Source organism: Cupriavidus sp. C3SS-1, assembly GCF_057073755.1.
Genome location: NZ_CP172699.1, coordinates 190,199 through 213,739, shown reverse-complemented (window position 1 = coordinate 213,739; position 23,541 = coordinate 190,199). Strand labels below are relative to the sequence as shown.

Sequence of the window (23,541 nt, the reverse complement as noted above, 5' to 3'; positions counted from 1 at the left end):
GTTTTTACCTCGGTCCAGCGACTTTGCTTACAGGCCGGCTGCCGCGCGCAGCACCGCTGCCTTGTCGGTCGCTTCCCACGAGAATTCCGGCTCTTCGCGGCCAAAATGGCCGTAAGCCGCAGTCTTCTCGTAGATCGGGCGCAGCAGGTCCAGCATCTGCACGATGCCCTTCGGGCGCAGGTCGAAATGCTCCTGCACCAGTTCGGCGATCTTGTCGTCAGGAATCTTGCCGGTACCTTCGGTGTAGATGGTCACGTTGATCGGGCGCGCTACGCCGATGGCGTAGCTCACCTGCACCTGGCACTGGCGCGCCAGGCCGGCGGCGACCACGTTCTTGGCCACGTAGCGGGCGGCGTAGGCGGCCGAGCGGTCGACCTTCGACGGATCCTTGCCCGAGAACGCGCCGCCGCCGTGCGGCGAGGCGCCGCCGTACGTGTCGACGATGATCTTGCGGCCGGTCAGGCCGCAATCGCCATGCGGGCCGCCAATCACGAAGCGCCCGGTCGGGTTCACCAGGTACTTGGTGTTCTTGAGCATCTCGGGCGGCAGCACCGGCTTGATGATCTCTTCGATCACGGCTTCGTGGATCTGGGCCTGGGTGATGTCCGGGGCATGCTGGGTCGACAAGACTACGGTGTCGACGCTGTGCGGACGGCCATCGACATAGCGCACCGTGACCTGCGACTTGGCGTCGGGACGCAGCCAGGGCAGGCGGCCGTCGCGGCGCAGCTGCGACTGGCGTTCGACCAGGCGGTGCGAGTAATAGATCGGGAACGGCATCAGTTCCGGGGTCTCGTCGCAGGCGTAGCCGAACATCAGGCCCTGGTCGCCGGCACCCTGGTTCAGGTAATCGTCGGAGGCGCGGTCCACGCCTTGGGCGATATCGGGCGATTGCTTGTCATAGGCAACCAGCACCGCGCAGCCCTTGTAGTCGATGCCGTACTCGGTGTTGTCGTAACCGATGCGCTTGATGGTGTCGCGTGCGACCTGGATGTAGTCGACGTTGGCCGTGGTGGTGATTTCCCCGGCCAGCACGACCAGCCCGGTGTTGCAGAGCGTCTCGGCAGCCACGCGCGCGTACTTGTCCTGCGCCAGGATGGCGTCCAGGACCGCGTCGGAAATCTGGTCTGCGACCTTGTCGGGATGGCCTTCGGAGACGGACTCCGAAGTGAAAAGGAAGTCGTTTGCCACGAACTTGTTCTCCAGGTTGGCTATTGCGTGCCTGCCTGTCGGATCATGGCGGCGACGCTTTAGCGGTATTTTCAGGCCGCCCGGTTAGAGCGGTATCGCCCCGCAAGTTGTCAGTTAACTCGGCGATACACGCTATTATACGCGCCTGCCGGCACAATGCAGGCAGTGGCTCCGGGGCCACCGGACGCCGGCATGCGCCGGTGCAATCCATGGTTAGCGGCAGGAGTCGCCCGGATCCTGAGCCCTGCATGAATTTTTGAGGCTGCTTCGCAGATCGGCTCCCGCCGGGAGCACCCACCGCCACGTTCGATGACTTTCCTGTTCTGGCTGATTTCCCGCCTTCCGCTGCGCCTGCTCCAGGCGGTCGGCGGTGCGCTCGGACTGCTGGCCGCCCGCCTGCCAGGCCGCTACGGAAGTCGGCTGCGGGAGAATTTCCTGCTTGCCTACCCGGACGCAACGGAATCGATGATCGCCGACGCGGCGCGCTCGGCCGGGTGCATGGCCCTGGAAATGCCCTACTTCTGGAGCCGCAAGACCATTGGCGCCAAGCTGTATGGCTTCGACGATTACCTCTGGCCGGCACTGGAAACGCTGCAGGCGCGCGGCCACGGCCTCATTATCCTCACGCCTCACCTTGGCTGCTTCGAAGTTCTGCCGCAATCGCACGCCTTGTTGCGCCCGGTAACGGCATTGTTCAAGCCGCCTCACCAGGTCTGGCTGCGCGACTGGATCGAGCGCATGCGCACCCGGCCAAACCTGGCGATGGCGCCCGCCACGCCGCGCGGCGTGCGCATGCTGGTCAAGGCGCTCAAGCGCGGGCAGGCCGTCGGCATCCTGCCGGATCAGGTGCCAAGCGGCGGCGAGGGCCACTGGGCACCGTTTTTCGGCAAACCCGCCTACACCATGGCCCTGGTCCATCGCCTGCAGCAACTGACGCGCGCCCCGGTGGCCGCCATCTTCGGCGAACGCCTGCCGCGCGGTGCCGGCTATCGCGGCCATCTTCGCATCATCAACGATGGCGGCATGTTGCCCGAAGATCCGGCTGAAGCCGCCGCCGTCATCAACCGCACCATCGAGGAACTCGTGGCGATTGCGCCCACGCAGTACCTCTGGAGCTACAACCGCTACAAGACCCCGTCCGGCATGGAGCGTCCGCCCCACGCACTGCCGGCCACCGAATCCTCCCACTCATGAGCCGTATCTTTACGTGGCTTGGCATCGGTCTGCTGACCGTGCTGGGCAAGTTGCCTTATCCACTGGTTGCCCGTTTTGGCGAAGGGCTGGGCAGCCTGCTTTACCTCGTCCCCAGCAGCCGGCGCCGCATCGTGCAGGCCAACCTGCGCGCCGCTTTTCCTGACAAAGGCGAGGCCGAGATCGACGCGTTGTCGCGCGAGTCGTTCCGCACCGTGTTCCGCAGCTTTGCCGAGCGCGGCATTTTCTGGACTGGCAGTGAAGCGCAGATGCGCCGCTGGGTGCAGATCGACGACCAGGCCGATCTCGTGGCCATGGACGGCACGCCCCATATCCTCGTCACGCTGCACCTGTCTGGCGTGGAGGCCGGGGCTATCCGCCTGACCATCCACCTGCGCGACAACGTGGGCCGCTCGGGCGCGTCGCTCTACACCACGCAGAAAAACACGCTGTTCGACGGCTTCCTCAAGCATGCGCGCGGCCGCTTCGGCGCGAAGATGATCTCGCGCAGCGACAGCGCGCGCGACATCCTGCGCTGCCTGAAAAAAGGCGAGGCGCTGCAACTAATTGCAGACATGGACTTCGGCGAACGCGATTCGGAATACGTCGAGTTCTTCGGCGTGCAGGCGCTGACGCTGACTTCCGTGTCGCGCCTTGCCCGCATGACCGGGGCCAAGGTGGTGCCCATCTACACGGAGATGCTGCCCGATTACCAGGGCTACGTGCTGCGCATCCTGCCTGCCTGGGAAAACTATCCCGGCGACAGCGTGGCCGAGGACACGCGCCGCATGAACGCCTTCTTCGAGGACTGCATCCGACCCCGCGTTGCCGAGTACTACTGGGTGCACAAGCGCTTCAAGAATCGCCCGCCCGGCGAACCGTCGATCTACTGACCGCGGCCGGCAGGCCCGGCCATGCACGGCTACAATTCGCACCATGAAACTCCAGTTCACCAAGATGCACGGTGCCGGCAACGACTTCGTCGTGTTCGACGGCATCCACCAGCAACTCGACCTGACTACCGGGCAGTGGCGCGCGCTCGCCAGCCGGCATTTCGGCGTGGGCGCCGACCAGATGCTGGTCGTCGAAAAGCCCACGCGCGACGATGCTGACTTCCGTTACCGCATCTTCAATGCCGACGGCAGCGAAGTGGAGCACTGCGGCAATGGCGCGCGCTGCTTCGTGCGCTTCGTGACCGACAAGGGCATGACCGACAAGCGCTCGGTGCGTGTCGAGGTCATGAACGGCATCATCACGCTGACGCTGCAGGATGACGGCCAGGTCACGGTGGACATGGGTGCGCCCGAACTGGAACCGGCCCGCGTGCCGTTCCGCGCCGAAGGCCTGCCCACGCGCGCGCAAGGCGAAGACACGCTCTACGGACTAGAGGTCAACGGCCGCACGGCCTGGATTTCGGCCGTGTCGATGGGCAATCCGCACGCCGTGCAGGTGGTCGACCATGTCGAGGACTTCCCGGTACTCCAGGATGGCCCGATCGTGGAAAACCACCCCACCTTCCCGAACCGCGTAAATGCCGGCTTCCTGGAAGTGGTCGACCGCCACACCGCCCGCCTGCGCGTGTACGAACGCGGCGCCGGCGAAACCCTCGCATGCGGCACCGGCGCCTGCGCGGCGGTCGTCGCCGGCATCCGCCGCGGGCTGCTGGATTCGCCGGTCAAGGTTCATACGCACGGCGGCGACCTGAGCATTGCGTGGGACGGCGCCGCCACGACCGTGCGCATGACCGGACCCGCCACCACGGTATTCGAAGGCACCATTGACCTGTCCGCCCTGCCGGCGTAACCATAGGGGCCTGTGCGCCCCGCTTCGCTTCATCGCTGCGTGACTGCGGGGGGCTTCCGAACGAGACGATGGAGCCCTATATGCCGCTGGACGACTACCGCATCACCTCGGGCAAGCGCCTCAGCCTTGCCAGCTTCGACCCGGGAAGCAAGCCGTTTTCAATCGGCGACAAGCAGGAAGACCAGGCACGCATCGCACAAATCAGCGGCGAACTGGATCTCGAACAGGACATCTTCTACGCCGAGCACCGGCGCAAGGTCCTGGTCGTGTTGCAAGGGATGGACACTAGTGGCAAGGACGGCACCGTGCGTTCGGTGTTCCGCAGCTTCGATCCGCTTGGCATCCGCGTGGTCAGTTTCAAGGCGCCGACCCCGGAAGAGCTTGCGCGCGACTATCTATGGCGCGTTCACCTGCAGGTACCCAGATCCGGCGAGATCGTACTGTTCAACCGCAGCCACTACGAAGACGTGCTGATCACGCGCGTGCATGGCTGGATCGATGACGAGGAATGCGAGCGGCGCTACCGGCAGATCCGCGCGTTCGAGACGCTGCTGACCGAGACCGGCACCACCATCGTCAAATGCTTCCTGCACATCTCGAAGGATGAGCAGAAGTCGCGCCTGGAAGCCCGCCTGGCCGATCCGCAGAAGCAGTGGAAATTCGATCCGACCGACCTGGCCGAGCGCAAGCACTGGAAGGCTTACATGAGCGCCTACGAGTCGGCCATTGCCGCCACCAGCACGCCGGAATGCCCGTGGTACGTCGTGCCGGCGGACTCCAAGACCCACCGCAACCTGATGGTGGCCGAAATCCTGTCCGAGGTGTTCCGCCAGCTCAAGCCGGCTTATCCGCCGCCGCAGCCCGACCTGGACAAGATCAAGATCGAGTAGCGCGAGCGCGGCAGCGGCACCGCTGCCGCGTCACTCGTGGTCGCCGTTGCCGCGATGGACGTCGTGGGTCACGAACGGGTGCTCCCGGCTGGGCATCGCCAGCCATTTTGGATGGCGCAGGGTGTCGCGGATATCGTCGAGCCCGCTGGACCAGTGCTCCTGCATCGCGAGCAAGCCGAACTGGTAGTCCTTGGCGCTGTTCTCGAACGACTTGTCGCGATAGATCAGCTGGATCACGTTGCGGCGCGCATCGCACGCATGCTCGGCCGCGCGGCGATACCAGTCACTGTCGCGCTTGGACGGCGGCACCAGGGCCATCACTTCGCTGAGCATGCGCCGGAAATTCTGCTGCTCGCGCATGTAGTCGGTGATCGTGCGCGTACGGCTGGAATACTGGATGTCCTTCTGCCGCTCGGCCACTTCGCTGAGGTCGTGCGGCAGCTTGCCGCGCGCGCTCCAGAGATCGACCTGGAAGATCAGCGCATCGCGGCGCGGCTGGGCGGTGAGGACTTCGGCCAGCGGCGTGTTGGAGACCAGCCCGCCGTCCCAGTAGTACTCGCCCTCGATTTCCACCGCCGGGAAACCGGGCGGCAGCGCGCCGGAGGCCATGAAATGCTCGGGTAGCAGCGTGTCACGCGTATTGTCGAAATAGGCGAAGTTGCCGGTCCGGACATTGACCGCGCCCACCGACACCCGCATCTCCTTGGGCCGGTTGATCAGGTCGAAGTCGGCAAAGCGCTCGAGCGTGGCCTTGAGCGGCGTGGTGTCGTAGTAGCTGGCGCGCGTCGGGTCGGTATAGCGTGTGACCAGTTCCAGCCAGTTGCGCGGCATGAAGAAGCCGCGCTGGCCTTCGAACATCGCGCGCGCGGCATGCAGGCCGTCGAACCAGACGCGCAGCGGTTCGGGCCAGGACTCCGCATTCTCGAACATGTTCGAATGCGCAAGGCTGGGGAGCCACGGCTGCGCGCAGATGTATTCCCAGAACGCGCGCAACTGCTCCACGCGCCGCTCGGGCGGATTGCCGGCGATGATCGCCGCATTCAGCGCGCCGATGGAGATGCCAGCGACCCAGTTCGGGTAGATGCCGCCTTCAGTCAGGCCCTGGTAGACGCCAGCCTGGTAGGCGCCCAGCGCGCCGCCGCCTTGCAGCACCAGCGCGCGCACGGCGTAGGCCTCATGGGGTGGGCGTCCCGGTTCGGGGCCCTTGGGCAAGTCCTCCGCGGGCCCGCACGGATCTACCTGCGCCTTGCGCTTGCGCGCGGGCTTTGCTCGTGCTCCAGCTTCCTGCGTTTCCTGCCGCTCTTTGCCCGCCACACCATGCTCCTTGCCAAGTGAAGAGTCCTGCCACGGCGCCGCCCGCCCGGGACCGTTCCGGGGTGGCGATGCGCCGGGATTCCGGTCAGACGCCGTAGCGCTGACGGTAAGCAGCCACCGCCTCGCGCGAAGCCGACAGCGACGGATTGTTGGAGGCATCCAGGTAGGCCAGCAGGTCCTTCAGGCTGGCAATTGCGATCACGGGCACGCCGTATTCGCGCTGCACGTCCTGCACGGCCGAATGCGTGCCGATCTGTTCGGCGGTGCCGCTCTTCTCCATGCGGTCCAGCGCGATCAGCACGGCGGCAGGCTCGGCGCCCGCGGCGCGGATCAGCTGCATCGATTCGCGCACCGAGGTGCCCGCGGAGATCACGTCATCGATGATGACGACCTTGCCCTGAAGCTTCGCGCCGACCAGAGTGCCGCCTTCGCCATGGTCTTTGGCTTCCTTGCGGTTGTAGGCAAAGCCGACATCGCGGCCCATGCCCGCCAGCGCCACCGCGGTAGCCGAAGCCAGCGTGATGCCCTTGTAGGCCGGCCCGAACAGCACGTCGAACTGCACGCCCGAGGCCAGCAGGGTTTTCGCATAGAATTGCGCCACCTGGCCCAGCATGGCGCCCTGGTTGAACAAGCCGGCATTGAAGAAGTACGGCGACTTCCGGCCCGCCTTGGTGACGAACTCGCCAAAGGACAGCACGCCGGCATCCAGCGCGAAGCGGATGAAGGTCTGGCTGAGGTCCGGCTGGCCGGCCTGCTGCGCGGTGGAAGGCGTCGTCTGCTGCGTCATCTTTTCTCTCTGAATTCAAAAATTTCCCGCATGTTACGGATTATCAGCGCCAACCTCAACGGCATCCGCTCCGCGTCCAAAAAGGGCTTTTTCGAGTGGATGGGCAAGCAGGACGCGGACATGGTCTGTGTACAGGAGCTCAAGGCGCAGGCCGCCGACATGACTGAAGCGTTCCTGGCGCCACATGGCTACCACGGCTATTTCCACTACGCCGAGAAGAAAGGCTACAGCGGTGTCGGCCTCTACACACGGCACAAGCCCGAGCGCGTAATCACCGGTTTCGGCAATCCGGAATTCGACGGCGAAGGCCGTTACGTGGAAGTGCAGTATCCGCACCTCGCCGTGATCTCCGTCTATGTGCCCTCGGGCTCGAGTTCGGAGGAGCGCCAGCAGGCAAAGTTCCGCTTCATGGAGGCCTTCCTTCCGCACTTGTTGCAACTGAAGGCCAGCGGGCGGGAAATCGTGCTGTGCGGCGATGTGAACATCGCGCACAAGGAAATCGATATCAAGAACTGGAAGGGCAACCTGAAGAACTCTGGATTCCTGCCGGAAGAGCGCGCCTGGATTGGCGCCCTGTTCGATACCCACGGCTATGTGGACGTGTTCCGCCAACTCGATTCGCGGCCCGAGCAGTACACCTGGTGGAGCAACCGCGGCCAGGCCTACGCCAAGAACGTCGGGTGGCGTATTGATTACCACCTGGCCACGCCGAAGATCGCCACCACGGCGCACGTGTGCTCGATCTACAAGGACGAGAAGTTCAGCGACCACGCGCCGCTGTCGATCGATTACGACTACCCGCTCTGAGAGGGGGCTTTACGCCGCCCGGACTTCTGCAAGGAGCTCTGGGTGGCGGTCCAGTAGCTTGAGGAGCTGGATCAGGGCCAGCGGTGGTTTAGTCTTGCCCGTTTCGTAGCGGGAGAACGCGTTGACGCCACCGCCGAAAATGTCTGCGGCTTCCCGCTGGTCAAGGCAAAGTTTCTTGCGGACGGCGGTGATATATGTGGGATCCACGAGTGACGCATTGATCTGTTTATTGAAGGCCAGCATCGACTCGCTAACTCTATCGCCGTCGTTGATGTCCAGTACACCGTCGCCGCATTTGTGACACCACTCCCCCTGCACATCGCAGATTACGGTGGTTTCTCCGCGATACGTATAAGGCATGTCACGCACACCTTTCACCAGTTCCGCACCACCACAAGCAGGACACCTCATCCGCAACTCCTTAGTCGCCCGGATCGTTGGTTTATCGAGGCTTGAACGACACCACGAGCACCTTATCCGTCATTGTCAGCTTTACGTAAAGGCCACCATATCGCGTGACGGGTGGGTAGACGTCCTGCCACACCCGATGATCCTCATAAGCAGTCATACTTTTATGGAAATCCGCCGGCTCAAGGCGCAGCAGGATGTCGCGCACCCCGTGCCAATCCAGTTTCATTCGCGCCGCTCCGGCGTACGCGACGTAGGTCATTTTCATCTGACCTGCCGCCAGCATGTCCTTCACATGCCGCAGCTTGTAATGCGCCGTGCCCTTCTCCATGCAAATTAACCTACTAGGTTAAATCCCGCAAGCCTCGAACCACGCCAGACCGCAATAATCCAATCGGTACAAACCCCTGCGACCGGCCCCCAAGCCCGCTACAATGCAGGTTCGCCCCTGCGCCCGGCAGGAGATGTTTCGCATTCCCCGCATTTCAAAGAGCGAGTCCGCCATGGTTTTCAAAGTGTTCGTCGATGGTCAGGAAGGCACGACCGGTCTCCGGTTGCTTGACTATCTTTCCGGTCGTTCCGATGTGGAGCTGCTGCGCATTGCAGAAGACAAGCGCAAGGATCCGGCTGAGCGAGCACGCTTCCTGAACGCCGCGGATGTCGCCTTCCTGTGCCTGCCGGACGTGGCATCGCGCGAGGCTGTGTCGCTGGTGACCAACCCGAATACCTGCGTGATCGACGCCAGCACGGCGTTCCGTACCGACGACAACTGGGCCTACGGCCTGCCTGAACTGGTGCGTGGCCAGCGCGAGAAGATCCGCGCCAGCAAGCGCATCGCGGTGCCGGGGTGCCACGCCAGCGCCTTCGTGCTGGCGGTGCGCCCGCTGGTGGATGCCGGCGTGCTGCCGCGCGACTATCCGGTCTCGGCGTTTTCGCTGACCGGCTACAGCGGCGGCGGCAAGAAGATGATTGCCGACTTCGAAGCCGGCGGTAACCCGAAGCTGCACAGCCCGCGCCCCTACGCGCTGGGTCTGCAGCACAAGCACCTGCCCGAGATGCGCGTGCAGGGCGACCTGGCGTCGGACCCGATCTTCAACCCGATCGTCGGCAACTTCCTGAAGGGCCTGGCGGTAACGGTGCCGGTGTTCGCGGATCGCCTGGCGCGCAAGGTGAGCCCGGAGCAGATCGTCGACATCTACCGCAAGCACTATGAAGGCGAGCAGTTCGTGCGCGTCATGCCTTACAACGGCGCCGACAACCTCGACGACGGATTCTTCGACGTGCAGGCCAACAACGACACCAACCGGGTCGACCTGTTCGTGTTCGGCACGCCCGAGCGCCTGAACCTGGTCGCGCGCCTGGACAACCTGGGCAAGGGTGCGGCTGGCGCAGCAGTGCAATGCATGAATGTGCATGTGGGCGCCGACGAGGCGACCGGCCTGCAAGGCTGACCGCTCTCACGCTCAAGCAAAAAGCCGGCATTGCCGGCTTTTTTGTTTCGCGCGGGGGCGATCAGCGTTTCAGCGGCCGCTGGCGATCGTCATCGCCGGAATCGACCGGCGCATCGCCGAGGTCGGCCATATTGGCGCGATACGGCGGCAGGCGATCCACTGTGGTGTGGATGGCGCGCGCATACAGCGGCAGCACCTCCGGCATGTGCTTCTCAAGGTCGGCAATACGGCTGCGCCCCGACGGATGCGTAGACAGGAACTCGGAACCCGACTGCGTGACCTTGGCCATCTTCTGCCAGAGCGTCACGGCCGCGCGCGGGTCATAGGCGGCGCGCGCGGCGATGTCCATGCCGATCAGGTCGGCCTCGCTTTCGTCCGCGCGCGAGAAGCGCAGCGTCAGCAGGTGCGCGCCGGTCCCCAGCGCCATATTGCCGAGATTGCCGAAACCGAACAGCTGCGAAACGACATTGGCGCCAAGGTTTGTGATCTCCGACTTGGCGGCGCGCTCGCGCGCATGTTCCCGCAGCGCGTGCGCGATCTCGTGGCCCATGGCCATGGCGATCTCGTCGTCGGTCAGCTTGAGCTGGTCGAGCAGGCCGGTGTAGAAGGCGATCTTGCCGCCCGGCATGCAGAAGGCATTGACCTGCTTCGAGCCGATCAGGTTGATTTCCCACTGCCACTGGCGCGCGCGCTCGTTCCAGCGCACGGTTTCCGGCAGCAGCCGCTTGCCGATGGCACGCAGGCGCTGCAACTGCGGATTGCTGTCGCCGGCCAGCGCACGCTTGGCGATCGCCTCCTGCTTGATCTGCTCGTACTCCTGCACGGCCTGTTGCTCGATGACCTCGACCGGCACGATGTTTCGTACCGCCGAGCCGCCGCGCTGCAAGCGGATGCCGTCTTCCTGGGCGCCGTCCTGCTGGGCCAGCGCCGGCGCCACCGTGATCGCCGCGCCCACGGCCAGCACGCAGGCCATGCGGGACAGCACAGGACGCGAAACACCTGGCAGGTGGCGGGACATGTTCGGTTCCTTGGGGGCGATAGGGAAAGCCGGTGGCAGTCGGACACAAAGCGGGGCAAACGGGTGATGCAATAATACACGGCGTCCACGCAGCCGCGCGGCGCCATCCGCCCACGCCATCCATGACTTTCCAGGACTATCTCGACATCTTCCGCAACCGCCGCATCGGCGCCATGCTGGCGCTTGGCTTCGCTTCCGGGCTGCCGCTGGCGCTGACGTCCGGCACGCTGCAGGCCTGGATGACGGTGGAAGGGCTCGACATCAAGACCATCGGCTTCTTCTCGCTGGTGGGCCAGGCCTATATCTTCAAGTTCCTGTGGGCGCCGCTGATGGACCGCTACACGCCGCCGCTCATGGGCCGGCGCAAGGGCTGGCTGCTGGTCACGCAGCTCGGGCTGGTGGCGGGCATCGCGGCCATGGCGTTCTGCCCCCCGCGCGAAGCGCTCTGGACGCTGGCGGCACTGGCCACGCTGGTGGCCTTCCTGTCGGCGTCGCAGGACATTGTGTTCGACGCCTACAGCACCGACGTGCTGCGGCCGCCCGAACGTGGCGTGGGCGCGGCTGTCAAGGTGCTGGGCTACCGGCTGGCGATGCTGGTCTCGGGCGGGCTCGCGCTGTGGCTGGCGGACCGCGTGATGGGCTGGTCGCAGATGTACCTGCTGATGGCCGCACTGATGGGCATTGGCATCGTCACGCTGCTGTGGGCACCGGAGCCCGACGTGCCGGCACGCGCGCCGCGCTCGCTTGAAGAAGCGATCGTGGGACCGCTGCGCGATTTCTTCTCGCGTCCCGGTGCCTGGTGGCTGCTGCTGCTGATCGTGCTCTACAAGCTTGGCGATGCCTTTGCGGGAAGCCTGTCCACGACCTTCCTGATCCGCGGTGTCGGCTTCTCCGCCGGCGAGGTCGGCATCGTCAACAAGACACTGGGACTGGCCGCGACCATCGTCGGCGCGCTGTTCGGCGGCACGCTGATGGTGCGCCTGGGGCTGTACCGGTCGCTGATGCTGTTCGGCGTGCTGCAGGCGGTGTCCAACCTGGGCTACTGGATCCTGTCGGTGACGCCGCCGCACCTGTGGTCGATGGGCGCCACCATCGCGATCGAGAACCTGTGCGGCGGCATGGGCACGGCAGCGTTCGTGGCGCTGCTGATGACGCTCTGCAACCGCTCGTTCTCGGCCACCCAGTACGCGCTGTTGTCGGCGCTGGCATCGGTTGGCCGCGTCTATGTCGGGCCGACATCCGGCTACATGGTGGAGGCGTGGGGCTGGGCGCCCTTCTACCTCGGCACGGTGCTGGTGGCGCTGCCCGGCGTGCTGCTGCTCTGGGCCATGCGCCGCACCGTCCATCGCTACGAAGCCCAGGCGCGCGAGGCGATCGCCTGAACCGCTTCCTGCGGTCGGGTCACTCCTTGTAGTACACGATCTGATGCGACGTGGCGAGCAACTCGCCACCCGCGCTCCAGACCTGCGCGCTCTGGTCGAAAAAGCCCTGGCGGAACACCTGGGCCCGCGCGCTGCACAACACGTGGCTGTCGCCGAGCGCGGCCAGCGTGGCCGCATCCGCATGGAAATACGTGGTCAGCGACACCGTGCCAGCCGGCACGAAGCCCGCGCGCTTGAGGAAGATGCGCGGGTAGAAGCTGTCGCACCATGCGGCCATGGCAGGGAAGTCCGGCGTGCGCGCTGGCTCGTCGCGCAGCCAGAATTGCGTCAGGCTGTCCGGATGTTCCGTGCCGGGTTCCGTGGTCGGCTTGGCACCGCGGACCGGGCGCATGTCATAGGACTTGAGCCAGCGCACTGGCGCAAACCCGGCCATGGCCGGCACCTCGTCCGCCGAAGGGACCTCGGGCCGCACCGCCTCCGCGCACGACCATGTCTCGCGGCGCAGCGAAAACACCGCGGTGGCCGTGGTGGCCACCGCATCGCCCTGGCGCAGCTCGATCTGCCAGTGCTGGGTCGAACGGTTGGTGCGTGTGGGCCGCGCCTCGATCTCGAATGGCCCTTCGGCGATCGGCCCCGCGAAGTTGACCGTCAACGCGAGCGGATCGCCCAGCCGCTCCGGATGCTGCAGGGCCGCCTGCAACAGCGTGGCGGCCGTGATGCCGCCAAACGGCCCGATCATGTTCCAGTAGGCCGGTGTGGTGCGGCCCAGGAAGCGATGCTCGCCGGCTGGCTCGAGGACGAGCGCGTCGTCAAAGGGGTGAAGCAGCGTGCCGGCGGCAGCGGCGGTAACGGTCCGGGGCGCGGAGGTCATAGCAAAAGCACGGTCGTTCGATACCTGCCTACATTAACCGTAGCCAGGATTCGCGTCAACGCCAATCGCCGTCCCGCAAATTCTCAGTCAAGCGGAGCAGACCCGGTACACCGCCAGGCTGCCGCGCCAGTTCTCGCCCCAGTTCACGGTGATGCCCTCATGCATGACCACGCGGTCAAGCACGCGCAGGCCCACCTTGGGCGCCAGCGCCTCGAAATCGCTAATGGTCAGCACGCGCACGTTCGGCGTGTTGTACCACTGGTACGGCAGCGATTCCGACACCGGCATGCGCCCGCGGAACACCGACAGGCGGTGCGGCCAGTAGCCGAAGTTCGGGAACGAGACAATGCACTCGCGCCCCACGCGCAGCGTGTCGCGCAGGACCTGTGCGGTGTTGTGGATAGTCTGCAGCGTCTGCGACAGGATCACCGTGTCGAAGCTCTTGTCCTCGAACAACGCCAGGCCGCCTTCCAGGTTTTGCTGGATGACATGGACGCCCTTCTGGGCGCAAGCCAGCACGCCTTCGTCGCGGATCTCGATGCCGTAGGCCTGCACTTCCAGTTCGTCCTGCAGGACGCGCAGCAGGCTGCCGTCGCCGCAGCCGAGGTCGAGCACGGTGGATTTGGGCTCGACCCAGCGGGCGATCGCGCGGAAATCGGGCCGCAGCGCCAGGATGTTCGGATTGGCGAGGGCGTTCATGCGCCGATCTCCTCTGCGATGCGCTCGTAGTAGGCGCGCATCAGGTTGTGGTAGCGCGGGTCGTCGAGCAGGAACGCGTCATGGCCGTGCGGCGCGTCGATCTCGGCGTACGAGACCGGGCGCTTGTTGTCGAGCAGCGCCTTGACCAGTTCGCGGCTGCGGTTCGGCGCGAAACGCCAGTCGGTGCTGAAGCTCGCCACGAGAAAGCTCGCCTGCGTCTGCGCCATGGCGCGCGTCAGGTCGCCGCCGTAGGCCAGCGCCGGATCGAAGTAGTCCAGCGCGCGCGTGATCAGCAGGTAAGTGTTGGCGTCGAAGTACTCGGCAAACTTGTCGCCCTGGTAGCGCAGGTAGCTCTCGACCTGGAATTCGACATCGAACGAGAAGCGGATGTCCTCGGACTTCAGCTCGCGGCCGAATTTCTCGGCCATGTCCTCGTCCGACAGGTAGGTGATATGGCCGATCATGCGAGCCACGCGCAGGCCGCGCTTGGGCTTCACGCCATGCGCGTAGTAGTTGCCGCCGTGGAAATCGGGGTCCGACAGGATCGAGCTGCGCGCCACCTCGTTGAACGCGATGTTCTGCGCCGACAGCTTGGGCGTGGACGCGACCACGATGCAGTGGCGCAGGCGCTGCGGATACATCAGGCTCCAGGCCACCGCCTGCATGCCGCCCAGGCTGCCCCCCATGACCGCGGCGAACTGCTCGATGCCGAACACATCGGCCACGCGCGCCTGCGCGTTGACCCAGTCCTCCACCGTCACCACCGGGAACATCGCGCCATAGGGCTCGCCCGTGGCCGGGTTGGTGCTCATCGGCCCCGTGGAACCGAAGCAGGAGCCCAGGTTGTTCACGCCGATGACGAAGAAGCGGTTGGTGTCCAGCGGCTTACCCGGCCCCACCATGTTGTCCCACCAGCCCACATCGCGCGGATTATCAGCGTAGACGCCGGCCACGTGATGCGACGCGTTGAGCGCGTGGCAGACCAGCACGGCATTGGAGCGGTCTGCGTTGAGCGTTCCGTAGGTCTCGACCATCAGGTCGTAGGCGGCGATGGACGAGCCGTTGCGCAGCTTCAGCGGCTCCTGGAAATGCATGCGCTGCGGCGTGACCACGCCGACGGAATCATTCGGCAGCATGAGCGCGGCAGGCGGCAAGGCGACATCTGTCATGGAATCGGCCCGCGTCAAGCAGGCATAAAAAAACCCGACCGGCAGTGCGTATAAAGCGTCGCAGCCAAGTCGGGCATTCGCGGAGTTCCGCGTGCCGGCGTGATTCCCGAACCTGCCTTGGGGGCGCCGACCCAACTTCTTTAGCCGCATTTATATTCGCAGGCGGAGATCCCAGGTTTTCCAGGTCCATCCGGCTGCCGCGCGCCCGCAAGCCAGTCATCAAATCGGCGCGACCGGGCAATTATAGAGCAATTGGCCCAGGGTGATGCCGGGGGCTATCCCAGCAACACGCGCAGCTGCGCCTCCGCGCGCTCGCCCGGCGACTTGCGCAAGCCGCTCTTGGCATAGCGGTGCCACTGGCCCTGAACGTAGGCCATGACCAGCGCGGCGCGCAGCGCAACGTCGGCATCGGCCGGGAACGCGCCCTGCGTCACGGCGATCTTCAGGCACTGGCGCAGCGACGCCTCGATGCGGTCGACCATCTGGTTGATGCGCTCCTGCAGGCGCTCGTGCTCCCCCACGAGCGCCTCGCCCGTCAGCACGCGGGTCATGCCGGGGTTCTTCTCGGCGAACGACAGCAGCATGCGCACGATGGCCTGCACCTGGCGCAGGCCGTGCTCTTCGTTGGCCGTGATCTGGTTGATCAGGCCGAATACGGTCTGCTCGATGAAGGCGATCAGTCCTTCGAACATCTGCGCCTTGCTGGCGAAATGGCGGTACAGCGCCGCTTCCGACACGCTCAGGCGCCCCGCCAGCGCGGCGGTGGTGATTTTTTCCCCGCGCGGATGCTCCAGCATGGCCGCCAGCGTCTGCAGGATCTGGACGCGGCGCTCGCCCGGCCGCGGGCGCTTGCGCGCCGGCGGCGCGCTCTCGCTCGCCGGCGCGTCGTCCTGCCCTTCCGGCAGGACCGCCTCCGGCGGGGTTCCGTTGCTTTCCATCATGACCCGGTTCTCCGCATTCTTCGTTGTAGTTGATGCATGGATTGTACTTTTATGTCCACATAGGCCGGCCGGTTCGGCACGCGCGCCCGCACGCGCGGCGCGTCGGGCTGCGACTGCGGCGACAGCGCGGCGGCCCCGGCAGCGGGCGGCACCTGGGATTCGGCCGCGACCAGCGTCACCGAGCGCTCCTGCGCGGCATGGCTGGCGTGCTGGCGGTCTTCGGCCTCGAGCGTGGAGCGCACCGCGGCATCGCCGCGGCTGCCCGCCGCTTCCGGCGCGGCAACCACGTGCGGGCGCGACGGCGCGATCATGCGCAGGTAGCCCGTTACCCACGCCGTGCGGATACCCATGCCGGCGTAGCGCTTGAGGTGCGACAGCGTGTCTTCCACCAGTACCGCGCGGTGCGGCGCGATGCCGGTCTGCGCCAGCAGGCGGCGCAGCATGCGCCGGTCAGGCTTGGGGCGCAGGTGCCCGTGCACCCACATATGCTCGATCGCCACCACGCGCTCGAAGCAATGGCTGATGCCGGCAATATCGAGCACCGCGCGCGCATAGTCCTGCGGCGCGTTGGTGACGATGATCTTGCGCCCTGGCAGCCGGCGCAGATGCGCGGCCAGCCCGCGCCGCACCCGCACCATGTCGGCCAGTTCCGGGAACTCGTGCGCAGCGCGCAGGAAATCCGCCGGGTCCACGCCGTGGTGGCGGATCATGCCGAGCAGCGTCGCCCCATAGCGTTGCCAGTAGTCCACGCGCACGCGGCTCGCGGTAGCGTCGTCGCAGCCGAGCACGCGCGCGACATACGCTGTCATCAGCCGGTTGATCGCCGGGAAGATCGCGTGCGAGGCGTCGTGCAGCGTGTTGTCCAGGTCGAACAGCCACACCGTGTCGCCGGACTGGTCGCCGGCCGGCCGGCGGCGCAGGCGCACCGGCACGCGGCGCGAAGTGGAATGACTGTATGGCACGCCGGACTGTTGGAATTGCAAAGGAGGAAGGAGGCAGCGGGCAGCGCGCAGATGGGCGCGCCGCCCCGCGGATGCCGCTCAGTGCGAGCGGATCATCGTGCCGAACGCCTGTTCGGTCAGGATTTCCAGCAGCAGCGAATGCTCGATGCGGCCGTCGATGATGTGCACCGAATGCACGCCGCTCTTGGCGGCGTCGAGCGCCGACGAGATCTTGGGCAGCATGCCGCCCGAGATGGTGCCGTCGGCGAACAGCTCCTCGATCTCGCGCGCGGACAGGTCGGTCAGCAGGTTGCCCTTCTTGTCCATCACGCCGGGGATGTTGGTCATCATCACCAGCTTCTCGGCCTTGAGGATCTCGGCCATCTTGCCGGCCACCACGTCGGCGTTGATGTTGTAGGCCTGGCCGTCGTCGGAGAAGCCGATCGGCGAGATCACCGGGATGAAGGCGTCGTCCTGCAGCGCCTTGACCACGGCCGGGTTGATCGCCTCGATATCGCCGACGTAGCCGATGTCGATGAAGGCGCCCGGGTTTTCGCGGTCCGGCATCTGCAGGCGCTTGGCGCGGATCAGGCCGCCGTCCTTGCCGGTCAGGCCCACGGCCTGGCCGCCATACTGGTTGATCAGCATCACGATGTCCTGCTGGACTTCGCCGCCGAGCACCCACTCGACCACTTCCATGGTCTCTTCGTCGGTGACGCGCATGCCCTGCACGAAGGTGCCCACCTTGCCGACCTTCTTGAGCGCCTCATCGATCTGCGGCCCGCCGCCGTGCACCACCACCGGATTCATGCCGACCAGCTTCAGCAGGATCACGTCGCGCGCGAAACCGTGCTTGAGCTTTTCCTCGGTCATGGCATTGCCGCCGTACTTGACCACGATGGTCTTGCCGTGAAACTTGCGGATATAGGGCAGCGCCTCGGCGAGAATCTCGGCTTTGAGGGCGGGGGCAATAGCGGCCACCGCAGTCGCGGCAGCTCCGGGGTGGTCGGCGTTCATGGCTTGGGACATCCGTGAGATTCAACAGGTATGATGGCAAATCGGCCGCAGACCTGGCGGGGAAACTCGCGGGGATCACCCGAAAGTGCACCATAGGGCCACGGCAGGCGCCGATTTTACAAGAATCCGCGAGGAGCGCGGGCAGCCGGCCCCAGAGGCCCGGCACAAGCCGTCCCGATGCGCCGCGTGGCGCACGACACGGCGCGCCGGCGTCATCTTTGCGCAACAGCGTCCGCCCCCGCCGCCCCGATGCCTCACGACACCGCCGACCTGGAGTCCCTGCGCCCCCACTTGCTGCGCTTCGCCCGATTGCAATTGCGCGACGAAGCACTGGCCGAGGACGCGGTGTCCGACACCCTGCTGGCCGTGCTGGAACACCCGGAGCGCTTTACCGGCCAGTCGGCATTGAAGACCTACCTGATCGGCATCCTCAAGCACAAGATCATCGACCTGCTGCGCAGCGGACGACGCGAGGTCCGCCTGGCCCTGGCCACGGACGACGACGGCGCGGCCCAGTCTGAGCAGGATGCCTTCGACGCGCTCTTCACCCGCAACGGCCACTACCAGGACATGCCGTCCGATTGGGGCAACCCCGATCGCACACTGGAGCGGCGCGAGTTCTTCGAGGTGCTGCAGGCCTGCGTCGACCGCCTGCCGGCGAAGACGGCGCGCGTGTTCATGATGCGCGAGTGGCTGGAGCTGGAGACCGAAGAAATCTGTCAGGATCTGCAGCTCAGCGCGACCAATGTCTGGGTGATCCTGTACCGCGCCCGCATGCGCCTGCGCGAATGCCTGGAGCTGAACTGGTTCGGGCTGCCGCCCGGCGCCGGCAAGGCACGCTGACCCGCCCGCAAGGACCCCGACACGAATCCATGTCCGACTCGCCACGCCCTCACCGCCTGCTGCCCGACTGCGAGGAAGTCCACCACCTCACCATGAAGGCCATGGACCGCCCGCTCGGCTGGACCGAGCGCGTGCGCATGCGCGGCCATCTGCTGATCTGCGCGGCCTGCACGCGTTTCGACGCGCAGATGCGGCTGATGCGCTCGGCCATGCACCGCATGGGCCAGGATGGCGACGAACCGCCGCGGAGCCGGCCATGACCGATCCGTCCACTGTCCTTACGGGGCAGTTGCGCCCGGTCGAACACTGCAGCGAATGCGGCGCAGGCTTCGTATGCGGCCATGTGGCTGGCCTGCCCGGGTGCTGGTGCGCCAGCCAGCCGCTGCTGCCCGCGCGCAGGATCGTGCCGGACCAGCATTGTCTGTGCCCCGCTTGCCTGAAAAAGAGGCAGGAGCAACTTCAGGCGCCGGACTGAAGCGGCGGCGCGGCTTGGGGCCGTGCTTGCGCCGAACTCCACTGCATCACCACCATGCCGGCGACGATCAGCGCCGCGCCGGCGAGACGCCCCGGCGTCAGCGCGCGCACTGCGAAGCCAGCCAGCCCGAACTGATCGACCAGCAAGGCCGCTGCCACCTGGCCCGCGACGACCGCGGCGATAAAGCCGCCGGCGCCCAGGCGCGGCGCCATGAGCAGCGCCGCCGTGATATAGAACACGCCTAGCACACCTCCGATCCACATCCATGCCGGCTGGCGAGCCGCAACTGGAAGCGCTGGCAGCGGCACCTTTAGCAGCCACAGCAACGGCACGATGGCGGCAAGGCTGACCAGCAGCGACGCCACGGTGGCCCATAGCGGATGCCCGAGCGCCCGGCCCAGCGTTGCATTGGCGCCGGCCTGGATCGGGATCGCGGCACCGGCCAGCATGGCGGTGGCAAATGGGAGAAGCAGGTTCGCGGGCAGCGTCGTGCCGGACATGGCGCACTCCGTAAGGCAATATTCGGTACCCGACAGTGTGAAATATCGCAGAATGAATTTCCAATTCTGCTTTCATACGTTTAACATTCGCGGAATGAATACCCTACGCGGAATCGACCTGAACCTGCTGGTGGTGCTGGAAGCACTGCTGGCCGAACGCCATATCTCGCGCGCAGCGCTGCGCCTGCACCTGAGCCAGCCCGCCGTCAGCCACGCACTGGGACGCCTGCGCCAGCTGCTCGACGACCCTATCCTGGTACGCGGCAAGGGCGGTCTGGTGCCGAGTGCCCGCGCCCATGAAATCTCCGGACCTCTCGCCGAAGCGCTGGCGCAGGTGCGCATCCTGCTCGGTCCGGGCGGCTTCCAGCCGTCAACGGCGCGCCGCAGCTTCCGCCTGGCCATGTCCGACTACGGCGCGCTGGTGGTGCTGCCGCGGCTGCTGCGCGCGGTGCGCAAGGCCGCGCCGAATATCGACCTGGTGGTAACCCAGGCCAGCCGCGAAGCCATGACGGCGCAAGTGGCCGATGGCGAGATCGACATGGCGCTGGGCGTCTTCTCCCATCAGCCTGAAGACGTGCATGCGGTCGCCCTGTTCGAGGAAAGCTACGCGTGTGCGGTCGACGCGGCCACGGTGCGCGATGCGGGCCGGCTGGATCAGGTTGCCTACCTCGCGCGTTCGCATGTGCTGGTCGCCACGCACAGCGAGCGGGTCGATGCCATCGACGCGGCCGTGGCAAAAATTGGCGGGCGCCGCAAGATCGCCTGCGTGGTGCCGCACTGGAGCGTGGCGCCGGCGCTGATCGCGGGGACCAACCTCGTCCTGACCACCGCACGCCGCAGCCTGGCCGCGCTGGAAGCGGACCCGCGCTACGCGGTCTTCGATCCGCCGTTCGCGCTCGAGAACTTCACCTTCAGCATGATCTGGCACGACCGCACGGACGCCGATCCGGGCCATACCTGGCTGCGCGAACGCGTGCAGGCCGCCGCGGCCGCTCAGGAATCGGACGAACCGATCAGCTTGCGCGGCTGACGCCGCACCGGCGTCTTGCCTGCCGCGTTGCCGGTCTGCGGCGGACCTGGCTTGCGGCCGTCGCGCTTGTCACGCGGCGGCGGCGAGCCAGTGCCGCCGCGGAACACCATCTTCTGCCGGGTGCCGAGCTGCTTGTTGGCCATGGCTGCCCCGCAGTCCAGTCAGATTCAGTGCTTGTGATCGCCGTGGCCAGCCGGGCTGGCGGCACTCGCGGTCATATCGCGCACTTCGGCGTTCACCTTTTGCTCGATGACCTTGCCGCCCTGCTCGATCTTGAGCGTGATGGGCACCGTGTCGCCTTTCTTGAGCTGGCCTTTCAGGTCCATCAGCATCACGTGGTAGCCGCCGGGCTTGAGTTCCACGTCCTGCATCTTCGGCAGGTCCAGCGACTGCAACTGGCGCATGCGCATGACGTTGCCTTCCATCTTCATCTCGTGCAGCTCGGCCACCGCGACCGGCGACGACACGCCGACCAGCTTTGCATTCTCATGTGCGTGCAGGACCATGAAGGCGCCCGACGCCGTTTGGGTCGGCACCGTGCCGCGCACCCAGGCGTTGCTGACATCGACCTGCGCCAGCGCAGCGCCCGAGGCCAGCATGGCGAACGAAGCGGCCAGCGTGGCCGCGTGGAATTTGGCTTGCACGAATTTGGCTTGCATACAGGGCTCCCCGAAAGCAGACATTAGACCACGCCACCGCAGGCTGGTGCCGGCGGCGCGGATAACCCGACAGTCTGGCAGCACCGCCCCCGCGCGACCAATGCGGCAAGGTGTCGCACTGGCCGGCGCCTGCGGGCCGCATTGATACACTCGCGTGCATGCATGCCGTCCCTGCCGTGACCCACCCGCCAGCCCTCACCGCCTCGCCGCCGCTTCCGGCCGGCCCGGCCGCGCGCCCGAGCCTGGTGAGCCTGCGCCGGCTGTTCTGGCTGCGCTGGGCGCTCCTGGCCGGGCAGGCACTGGGCATGATGTCGTGCGAGCCGATTATCGGCGTCGCGCTGCCGACCAGCCCCCTGCTGGTGGTCTTCGCCCTGCAGGCGCTGTTCAACGTGCTGACCGGCCTGCGCCTGCGGCTGCACACCCGCCACGGCACGGCGCCCGGCGAAGCCGAGCTGATGGGCCAGTTCCTCGTCGACCTGACCGCACTGTCCGCGATCCTGTTCTATACGGGCGGCGCCACCAACCCCTTCGTCTCGTTCTACCTGCCGGGCCTGGCCATCGCCGCGGCCATCCTGCCGTGGCGGCAAGTGGTGGCGCTCGCCTGCTACGCGCTGGCCTGCTACACGGTGCTGCTGTTCGAGTACCTGCCGCTGGACCTGCACGATCCCGACAAGGCGGTGAACTACCACCTGGCCGGCATGTGGCTGAATTTCGTGGCCAGCGCGGTGATGATCGCCCTGTTCGTGGCACGGCTTTCCGGCGTGCTGCGACAGCGCGAGGCGCAACTGCACCTGGCCCGCGAACAGCTGCTGCGTGAAGCACGCGTGGAAGACCTCAATGCCCAGGCCGCGGCGGTCGCACATGAGATCGGCACGCCGCTGGCGACGCTGGCGGTCATTGCGGGCGAACTGCGCGGCGACGCCTCGGACCGCGCGCGCGGCGCCACGCCGGTGGCCGATTACCTGCCGGACCTGCTCACCGTGGAGCAGCAACTGGAACTGTGCCGCACGATCCTGGCGCGCCTGCGCGAAGATCCGGCCACGCTGGCGCCGCAGCGCATCGACGCATGGCTGGGCAGCTTCGCGGAGCGCTGGCAGCTGCGCCACCCCAATGCCACGCTGCAAGCCAGCGCCTCGCCTCAGGCTGGCGAACTCGCGATCGAGCCCGCCCGCGTGGGACAGATCCTGACCATCCTGCTCGACAACGCCGCGCGCAGCCAGCAATCGGCCGGGCGCGCGCAGATGCCGCTGCAGCTCGACATTGCGCTCGAGCATGGCGACCTGGCGTTTCGCGTGAGCGACCGCGGCGACGGCATTCCGCCCGCGCTGCACGCGCAGTTGGGCGAAGCGCCCGTCGCCAGCCCGCACGGCGGCCAGGGCATCGGCCTGTACCTGGCGCAAAGCGGCGCGCGGCAAATGGGCGGCGGGCTCGCGTGGCAGGACCGTCCCGGCGGCGGCACCGTCGCGGCGCTGCGCGTGCCGGCCTCTTCCACCCTTGCAGTGAATCCGTCATGACCGTTATCCACCATCCGGTTCCCGAGTCGATGGCGCCGGCAGGCTCGCCCTTCCTGGTCATCGACGACGATGCCGTGTTCTCCGGCACGCTGGCCCGCGCGCTGACACGCCGCGGCTACGCCGTGCAGGTCGCGCACAACACCAGCACGGCGCTTGCGCTGGCCGCGCGCACGGCGTTCGCCTACGTCACGCTGGACCTGCACCTGGGGCCGCCGCCCGAGGCGGGCAGCACGGCCGCGGCCGAATCGGGCCTGCAACTGGTGGGGCCGCTGCGCCAGGCGCTGCCGGACGCGCGCATCCTGATCCTGACCGGCTACGCGAGCATTGCCACGGCAGTCGCCGCGGTGAAGCAGGGGGCGGATGAATATCTGGCCAAACCCGCGAACGTGGATTCGATCCTTACCGCCCTGATGGCGGGCATCTCGGAAGATGCGGCGGAAGCCGCGCTGGAAGAGCCGGTGCCGCTGTCGGTGGCCAGGCTCGAATGGGAGCATATCCAGCGCGTCCTGAACGAACACGCCGGCAATATCTCGGCGACTGCGCGCGCGCTCAACATGCATCGGCGCACCTTGCAACGCAAGCTGGGCAAGCGCCCGGTGTCGCGCTGAGCCAAAGGCGATTCCGCTCAGCCCGCGGCGAT

28 protein-coding genes are annotated in these 23,541 nt (G+C 66.4%); 13 read left to right on the top strand and 15 right to left on the bottom strand.

Annotated elements, in window-relative coordinates:
* Window positions 1-27: 27 nt before the first annotated feature.
* A complete protein-coding gene (gene metK, locus ACIGJC_RS01015; protein WP_483710184.1) occupies window positions 28-1,191 on the bottom strand; it encodes a methionine adenosyltransferase in 1,164 nt (387 codons plus the stop codon).
* 309 nt (window positions 1,192-1,500) lie between these two features.
* Between metK and ACIGJC_RS01010 the strand changes: the two genes are divergently transcribed.
* The 4 genes from ACIGJC_RS01010 (at window position 1,501) to ACIGJC_RS00995 (ending at window position 5,075) form a co-directional block, all read left to right on the top strand.
* Window positions 1,501-2,385, top strand: a complete 885-nt coding sequence (locus ACIGJC_RS01010) for a lysophospholipid acyltransferase family protein (protein WP_483710183.1) — start codon at window positions 1,501-1,503, stop codon at window positions 2,383-2,385.
* Complete coding sequence (locus ACIGJC_RS01005; protein WP_483710182.1) at window positions 2,382-3,275, top strand: lipid A biosynthesis lauroyl acyltransferase; 894 nt, start codon at window positions 2,382-2,384, stop codon at window positions 3,273-3,275. Before ACIGJC_RS01010 ends, ACIGJC_RS01005 begins: the two co-directional genes overlap by 4 nt.
* 43 nt (window positions 3,276-3,318) lie before the next feature.
* Entirely contained in the window at window positions 3,319-4,185 is an 867-nt protein-coding gene (gene dapF, locus ACIGJC_RS01000) for a diaminopimelate epimerase (protein WP_483710181.1), read from the top strand.
* A gap of 80 nt (window positions 4,186-4,265) precedes the next feature.
* Entirely contained in the window at window positions 4,266-5,075 is an 810-nt protein-coding gene (locus tag ACIGJC_RS00995) for a polyphosphate kinase 2 family protein (RefSeq protein WP_483711584.1), read from the top strand.
* A gap of 30 nt (window positions 5,076-5,105) precedes the next feature.
* Here ACIGJC_RS00995 and ACIGJC_RS00990 read toward each other — a convergent pair whose 3' ends face one another.
* Window positions 5,106-6,287 carry a patatin-like phospholipase family protein gene (locus ACIGJC_RS00990; RefSeq protein WP_483711583.1) on the bottom strand — a complete coding sequence of 394 codons (1,182 nt, stop codon included), beginning with the start codon at window positions 6,285-6,287 and terminating at the stop codon, window positions 5,106-5,108.
* 187 nt (window positions 6,288-6,474) lie between these two features.
* Window positions 6,475-7,176, bottom strand: a complete 702-nt coding sequence (gene pyrE, locus ACIGJC_RS00985; protein WP_211946943.1) for an orotate phosphoribosyltransferase — start codon at window positions 7,174-7,176, stop codon at window positions 6,475-6,477.
* A 30-nt stretch (window positions 7,177-7,206) separates the two neighbouring features.
* Between pyrE and ACIGJC_RS00980 the strand changes: the two genes are divergently transcribed.
* Window positions 7,207-7,983 (top strand): exodeoxyribonuclease III, encoded by a 777-nt coding sequence (locus tag ACIGJC_RS00980; RefSeq protein ID WP_483710180.1) that lies wholly within the window; start codon window positions 7,207-7,209, stop codon window positions 7,981-7,983.
* Window positions 7,984-7,992: 9 nt separating this feature from the next.
* On the opposite strand, the gene ACIGJC_RS00975 is transcribed toward ACIGJC_RS00980, so the two are convergent.
* Together ACIGJC_RS00975 and ACIGJC_RS00970 are read right to left on the bottom strand one after the other, a co-directional pair.
* Window positions 7,993-8,394: a type II TA system antitoxin MqsA family protein gene (locus ACIGJC_RS00975; protein WP_483710179.1), complete on the bottom strand. Its 402-nt coding sequence runs from the start codon at window positions 8,392-8,394 to the stop codon at window positions 7,993-7,995.
* Window positions 8,395-8,425: 31 nt separating this feature from the next.
* Window positions 8,426-8,722, bottom strand: a complete 297-nt coding sequence (locus ACIGJC_RS00970; protein WP_483710178.1) for a type II toxin-antitoxin system MqsR family toxin — start codon at window positions 8,720-8,722, stop codon at window positions 8,426-8,428.
* A 172-nt stretch (window positions 8,723-8,894) separates the two neighbouring features.
* Between ACIGJC_RS00970 and argC the strand changes: the two genes are divergently transcribed.
* Window positions 8,895-9,842, top strand: coding sequence for an N-acetyl-gamma-glutamyl-phosphate reductase (argC, locus tag ACIGJC_RS00965; protein ID WP_483710177.1), 948 nt, complete (start codon window positions 8,895-8,897; stop codon window positions 9,840-9,842).
* Between the two features lie 61 nt (window positions 9,843-9,903).
* On the opposite strand, the gene ACIGJC_RS00960 is transcribed toward argC, so the two are convergent.
* Window positions 9,904-10,860 (bottom strand): M48 family metallopeptidase, encoded by a 957-nt coding sequence (locus tag ACIGJC_RS00960; RefSeq protein WP_483710176.1) that lies wholly within the window; start codon window positions 10,858-10,860, stop codon window positions 9,904-9,906.
* A 122-nt stretch (window positions 10,861-10,982) separates the two neighbouring features.
* Between ACIGJC_RS00960 and ACIGJC_RS00955 the strand changes: the two genes are divergently transcribed.
* Window positions 10,983-12,242 carry a muropeptide transporter gene (locus ACIGJC_RS00955; protein ID WP_483710175.1) on the top strand — a complete coding sequence of 420 codons (1,260 nt, stop codon included), beginning with the start codon at window positions 10,983-10,985 and terminating at the stop codon, window positions 12,240-12,242.
* 19 nt (window positions 12,243-12,261) lie between these two features.
* Here the strand turns inward: ACIGJC_RS00955 and ACIGJC_RS00950 are convergent, their stop codons facing one another.
* The 6 genes from ACIGJC_RS00950 to argB all read right to left on the bottom strand — a co-directional run bounded on the left by ACIGJC_RS00950 (window position 12,262) and on the right by argB (window position 17,892).
* Window positions 12,262-13,113 (bottom strand): acyl-CoA thioesterase, encoded by an 852-nt coding sequence (locus tag ACIGJC_RS00950; protein ID WP_483710174.1) that lies wholly within the window; start codon window positions 13,111-13,113, stop codon window positions 12,262-12,264.
* An 87-nt stretch (window positions 13,114-13,200) separates the two neighbouring features.
* The gene (gene metW, locus ACIGJC_RS00945; RefSeq protein ID WP_483710173.1) at window positions 13,201-13,812 is read right to left on the bottom strand and encodes a methionine biosynthesis protein MetW; all 612 of its coding nucleotides are present in this window, start codon (window positions 13,810-13,812) and stop codon (window positions 13,201-13,203) included.
* The gene (gene metX, locus ACIGJC_RS00940; RefSeq protein ID WP_483710172.1) at window positions 13,809-14,981 is read right to left on the bottom strand and encodes a homoserine O-succinyltransferase MetX; all 1,173 of its coding nucleotides are present in this window, start codon (window positions 14,979-14,981) and stop codon (window positions 13,809-13,811) included. Before metX ends, metW begins: the two co-directional genes overlap by 4 nt.
* Before the next feature lie 275 nt (window positions 14,982-15,256).
* Complete coding sequence (gene slmA / locus ACIGJC_RS00935; RefSeq protein WP_483710171.1) at window positions 15,257-15,922, bottom strand: nucleoid occlusion factor SlmA; 666 nt, start codon at window positions 15,920-15,922, stop codon at window positions 15,257-15,259.
* Window positions 15,919-16,884, bottom strand: a complete 966-nt coding sequence (locus ACIGJC_RS00930) for a pyrimidine 5'-nucleotidase (protein ID WP_483710170.1) — start codon at window positions 16,882-16,884, stop codon at window positions 15,919-15,921. Before ACIGJC_RS00930 ends, slmA begins: the two co-directional genes overlap by 4 nt.
* Window positions 16,885-16,962: 78 nt before the next feature.
* A complete protein-coding gene (argB, locus tag ACIGJC_RS00925) occupies window positions 16,963-17,892 on the bottom strand; it encodes an acetylglutamate kinase (RefSeq protein WP_483710169.1) in 930 nt (309 codons plus the stop codon).
* 237 nt (window positions 17,893-18,129) lie between these two features.
* Between argB and ACIGJC_RS00920 the strand changes: the two genes are divergently transcribed.
* Genes ACIGJC_RS00920 through ACIGJC_RS00910 form a run of 3 tightly spaced genes read left to right on the top strand, consistent with a single transcriptional unit; the run spans window position 18,130 to window position 19,198 of the window.
* Window positions 18,130-18,723, top strand: a complete 594-nt coding sequence (locus ACIGJC_RS00920; RefSeq protein WP_483710168.1) for a sigma-70 family RNA polymerase sigma factor — start codon at window positions 18,130-18,132, stop codon at window positions 18,721-18,723.
* A gap of 29 nt (window positions 18,724-18,752) precedes the next feature.
* Window positions 18,753-18,983, top strand: a complete 231-nt coding sequence (locus ACIGJC_RS00915; protein WP_483710167.1) for a zf-HC2 domain-containing protein — start codon at window positions 18,753-18,755, stop codon at window positions 18,981-18,983.
* Window positions 18,980-19,198, top strand: coding sequence for a cysteine-rich CWC family protein (locus ACIGJC_RS00910; RefSeq protein ID WP_483710166.1), 219 nt, complete (start codon window positions 18,980-18,982; stop codon window positions 19,196-19,198). The genes ACIGJC_RS00915 and ACIGJC_RS00910 overlap by 4 nt, the downstream gene beginning before the upstream one ends.
* On the opposite strand, the gene ACIGJC_RS00905 is transcribed toward ACIGJC_RS00910, so the two are convergent.
* Window positions 19,183-19,698, bottom strand: a complete 516-nt coding sequence (locus ACIGJC_RS00905; RefSeq protein ID WP_483710165.1) for a DMT family transporter — start codon at window positions 19,696-19,698, stop codon at window positions 19,183-19,185. The genes ACIGJC_RS00910 and ACIGJC_RS00905 overlap by 16 nt on opposite strands.
* Window positions 19,699-19,792: 94 nt before the next feature.
* Between ACIGJC_RS00905 and ACIGJC_RS00900 the strand changes: the two genes are divergently transcribed.
* A complete protein-coding gene (locus tag ACIGJC_RS00900; RefSeq protein ID WP_483710164.1) occupies window positions 19,793-20,728 on the top strand; it encodes a LysR family transcriptional regulator in 936 nt (311 codons plus the stop codon).
* Here ACIGJC_RS00900 and ACIGJC_RS00895 read toward each other — a convergent pair.
* On the bottom strand, window positions 20,692-20,871 hold the full coding sequence (locus tag ACIGJC_RS00895; RefSeq protein ID WP_483710163.1) for a hypothetical protein: 180 nt from the start codon (window positions 20,869-20,871) through the stop codon (window positions 20,692-20,694). The genes ACIGJC_RS00900 and ACIGJC_RS00895 overlap by 37 nt on opposite strands.
* Before the next feature lie 24 nt (window positions 20,872-20,895).
* The gene (locus tag ACIGJC_RS00890) at window positions 20,896-21,372 is read right to left on the bottom strand and encodes a copper chaperone PCu(A)C (RefSeq protein WP_483711582.1); all 477 of its coding nucleotides are present in this window, start codon (window positions 21,370-21,372) and stop codon (window positions 20,896-20,898) included.
* Window positions 21,373-21,545: 173 nt separating this feature from the next.
* Between ACIGJC_RS00890 and ACIGJC_RS00885 the strand changes: the two genes are divergently transcribed.
* Together ACIGJC_RS00885 and ACIGJC_RS00880 are read left to right on the top strand one after the other, a co-directional pair.
* A complete protein-coding gene (locus tag ACIGJC_RS00885; protein WP_483710162.1) occupies window positions 21,546-22,901 on the top strand; it encodes an ATP-binding protein in 1,356 nt (451 codons plus the stop codon).
* Window positions 22,898-23,509 (top strand): response regulator transcription factor, encoded by a 612-nt coding sequence (locus ACIGJC_RS00880; protein ID WP_483710161.1) that lies wholly within the window; start codon window positions 22,898-22,900, stop codon window positions 23,507-23,509. The genes ACIGJC_RS00885 and ACIGJC_RS00880 overlap by 4 nt, the downstream gene beginning before the upstream one ends.
* The last annotated feature ends 32 nt before the right edge of the window (window positions 23,510-23,541 follow it).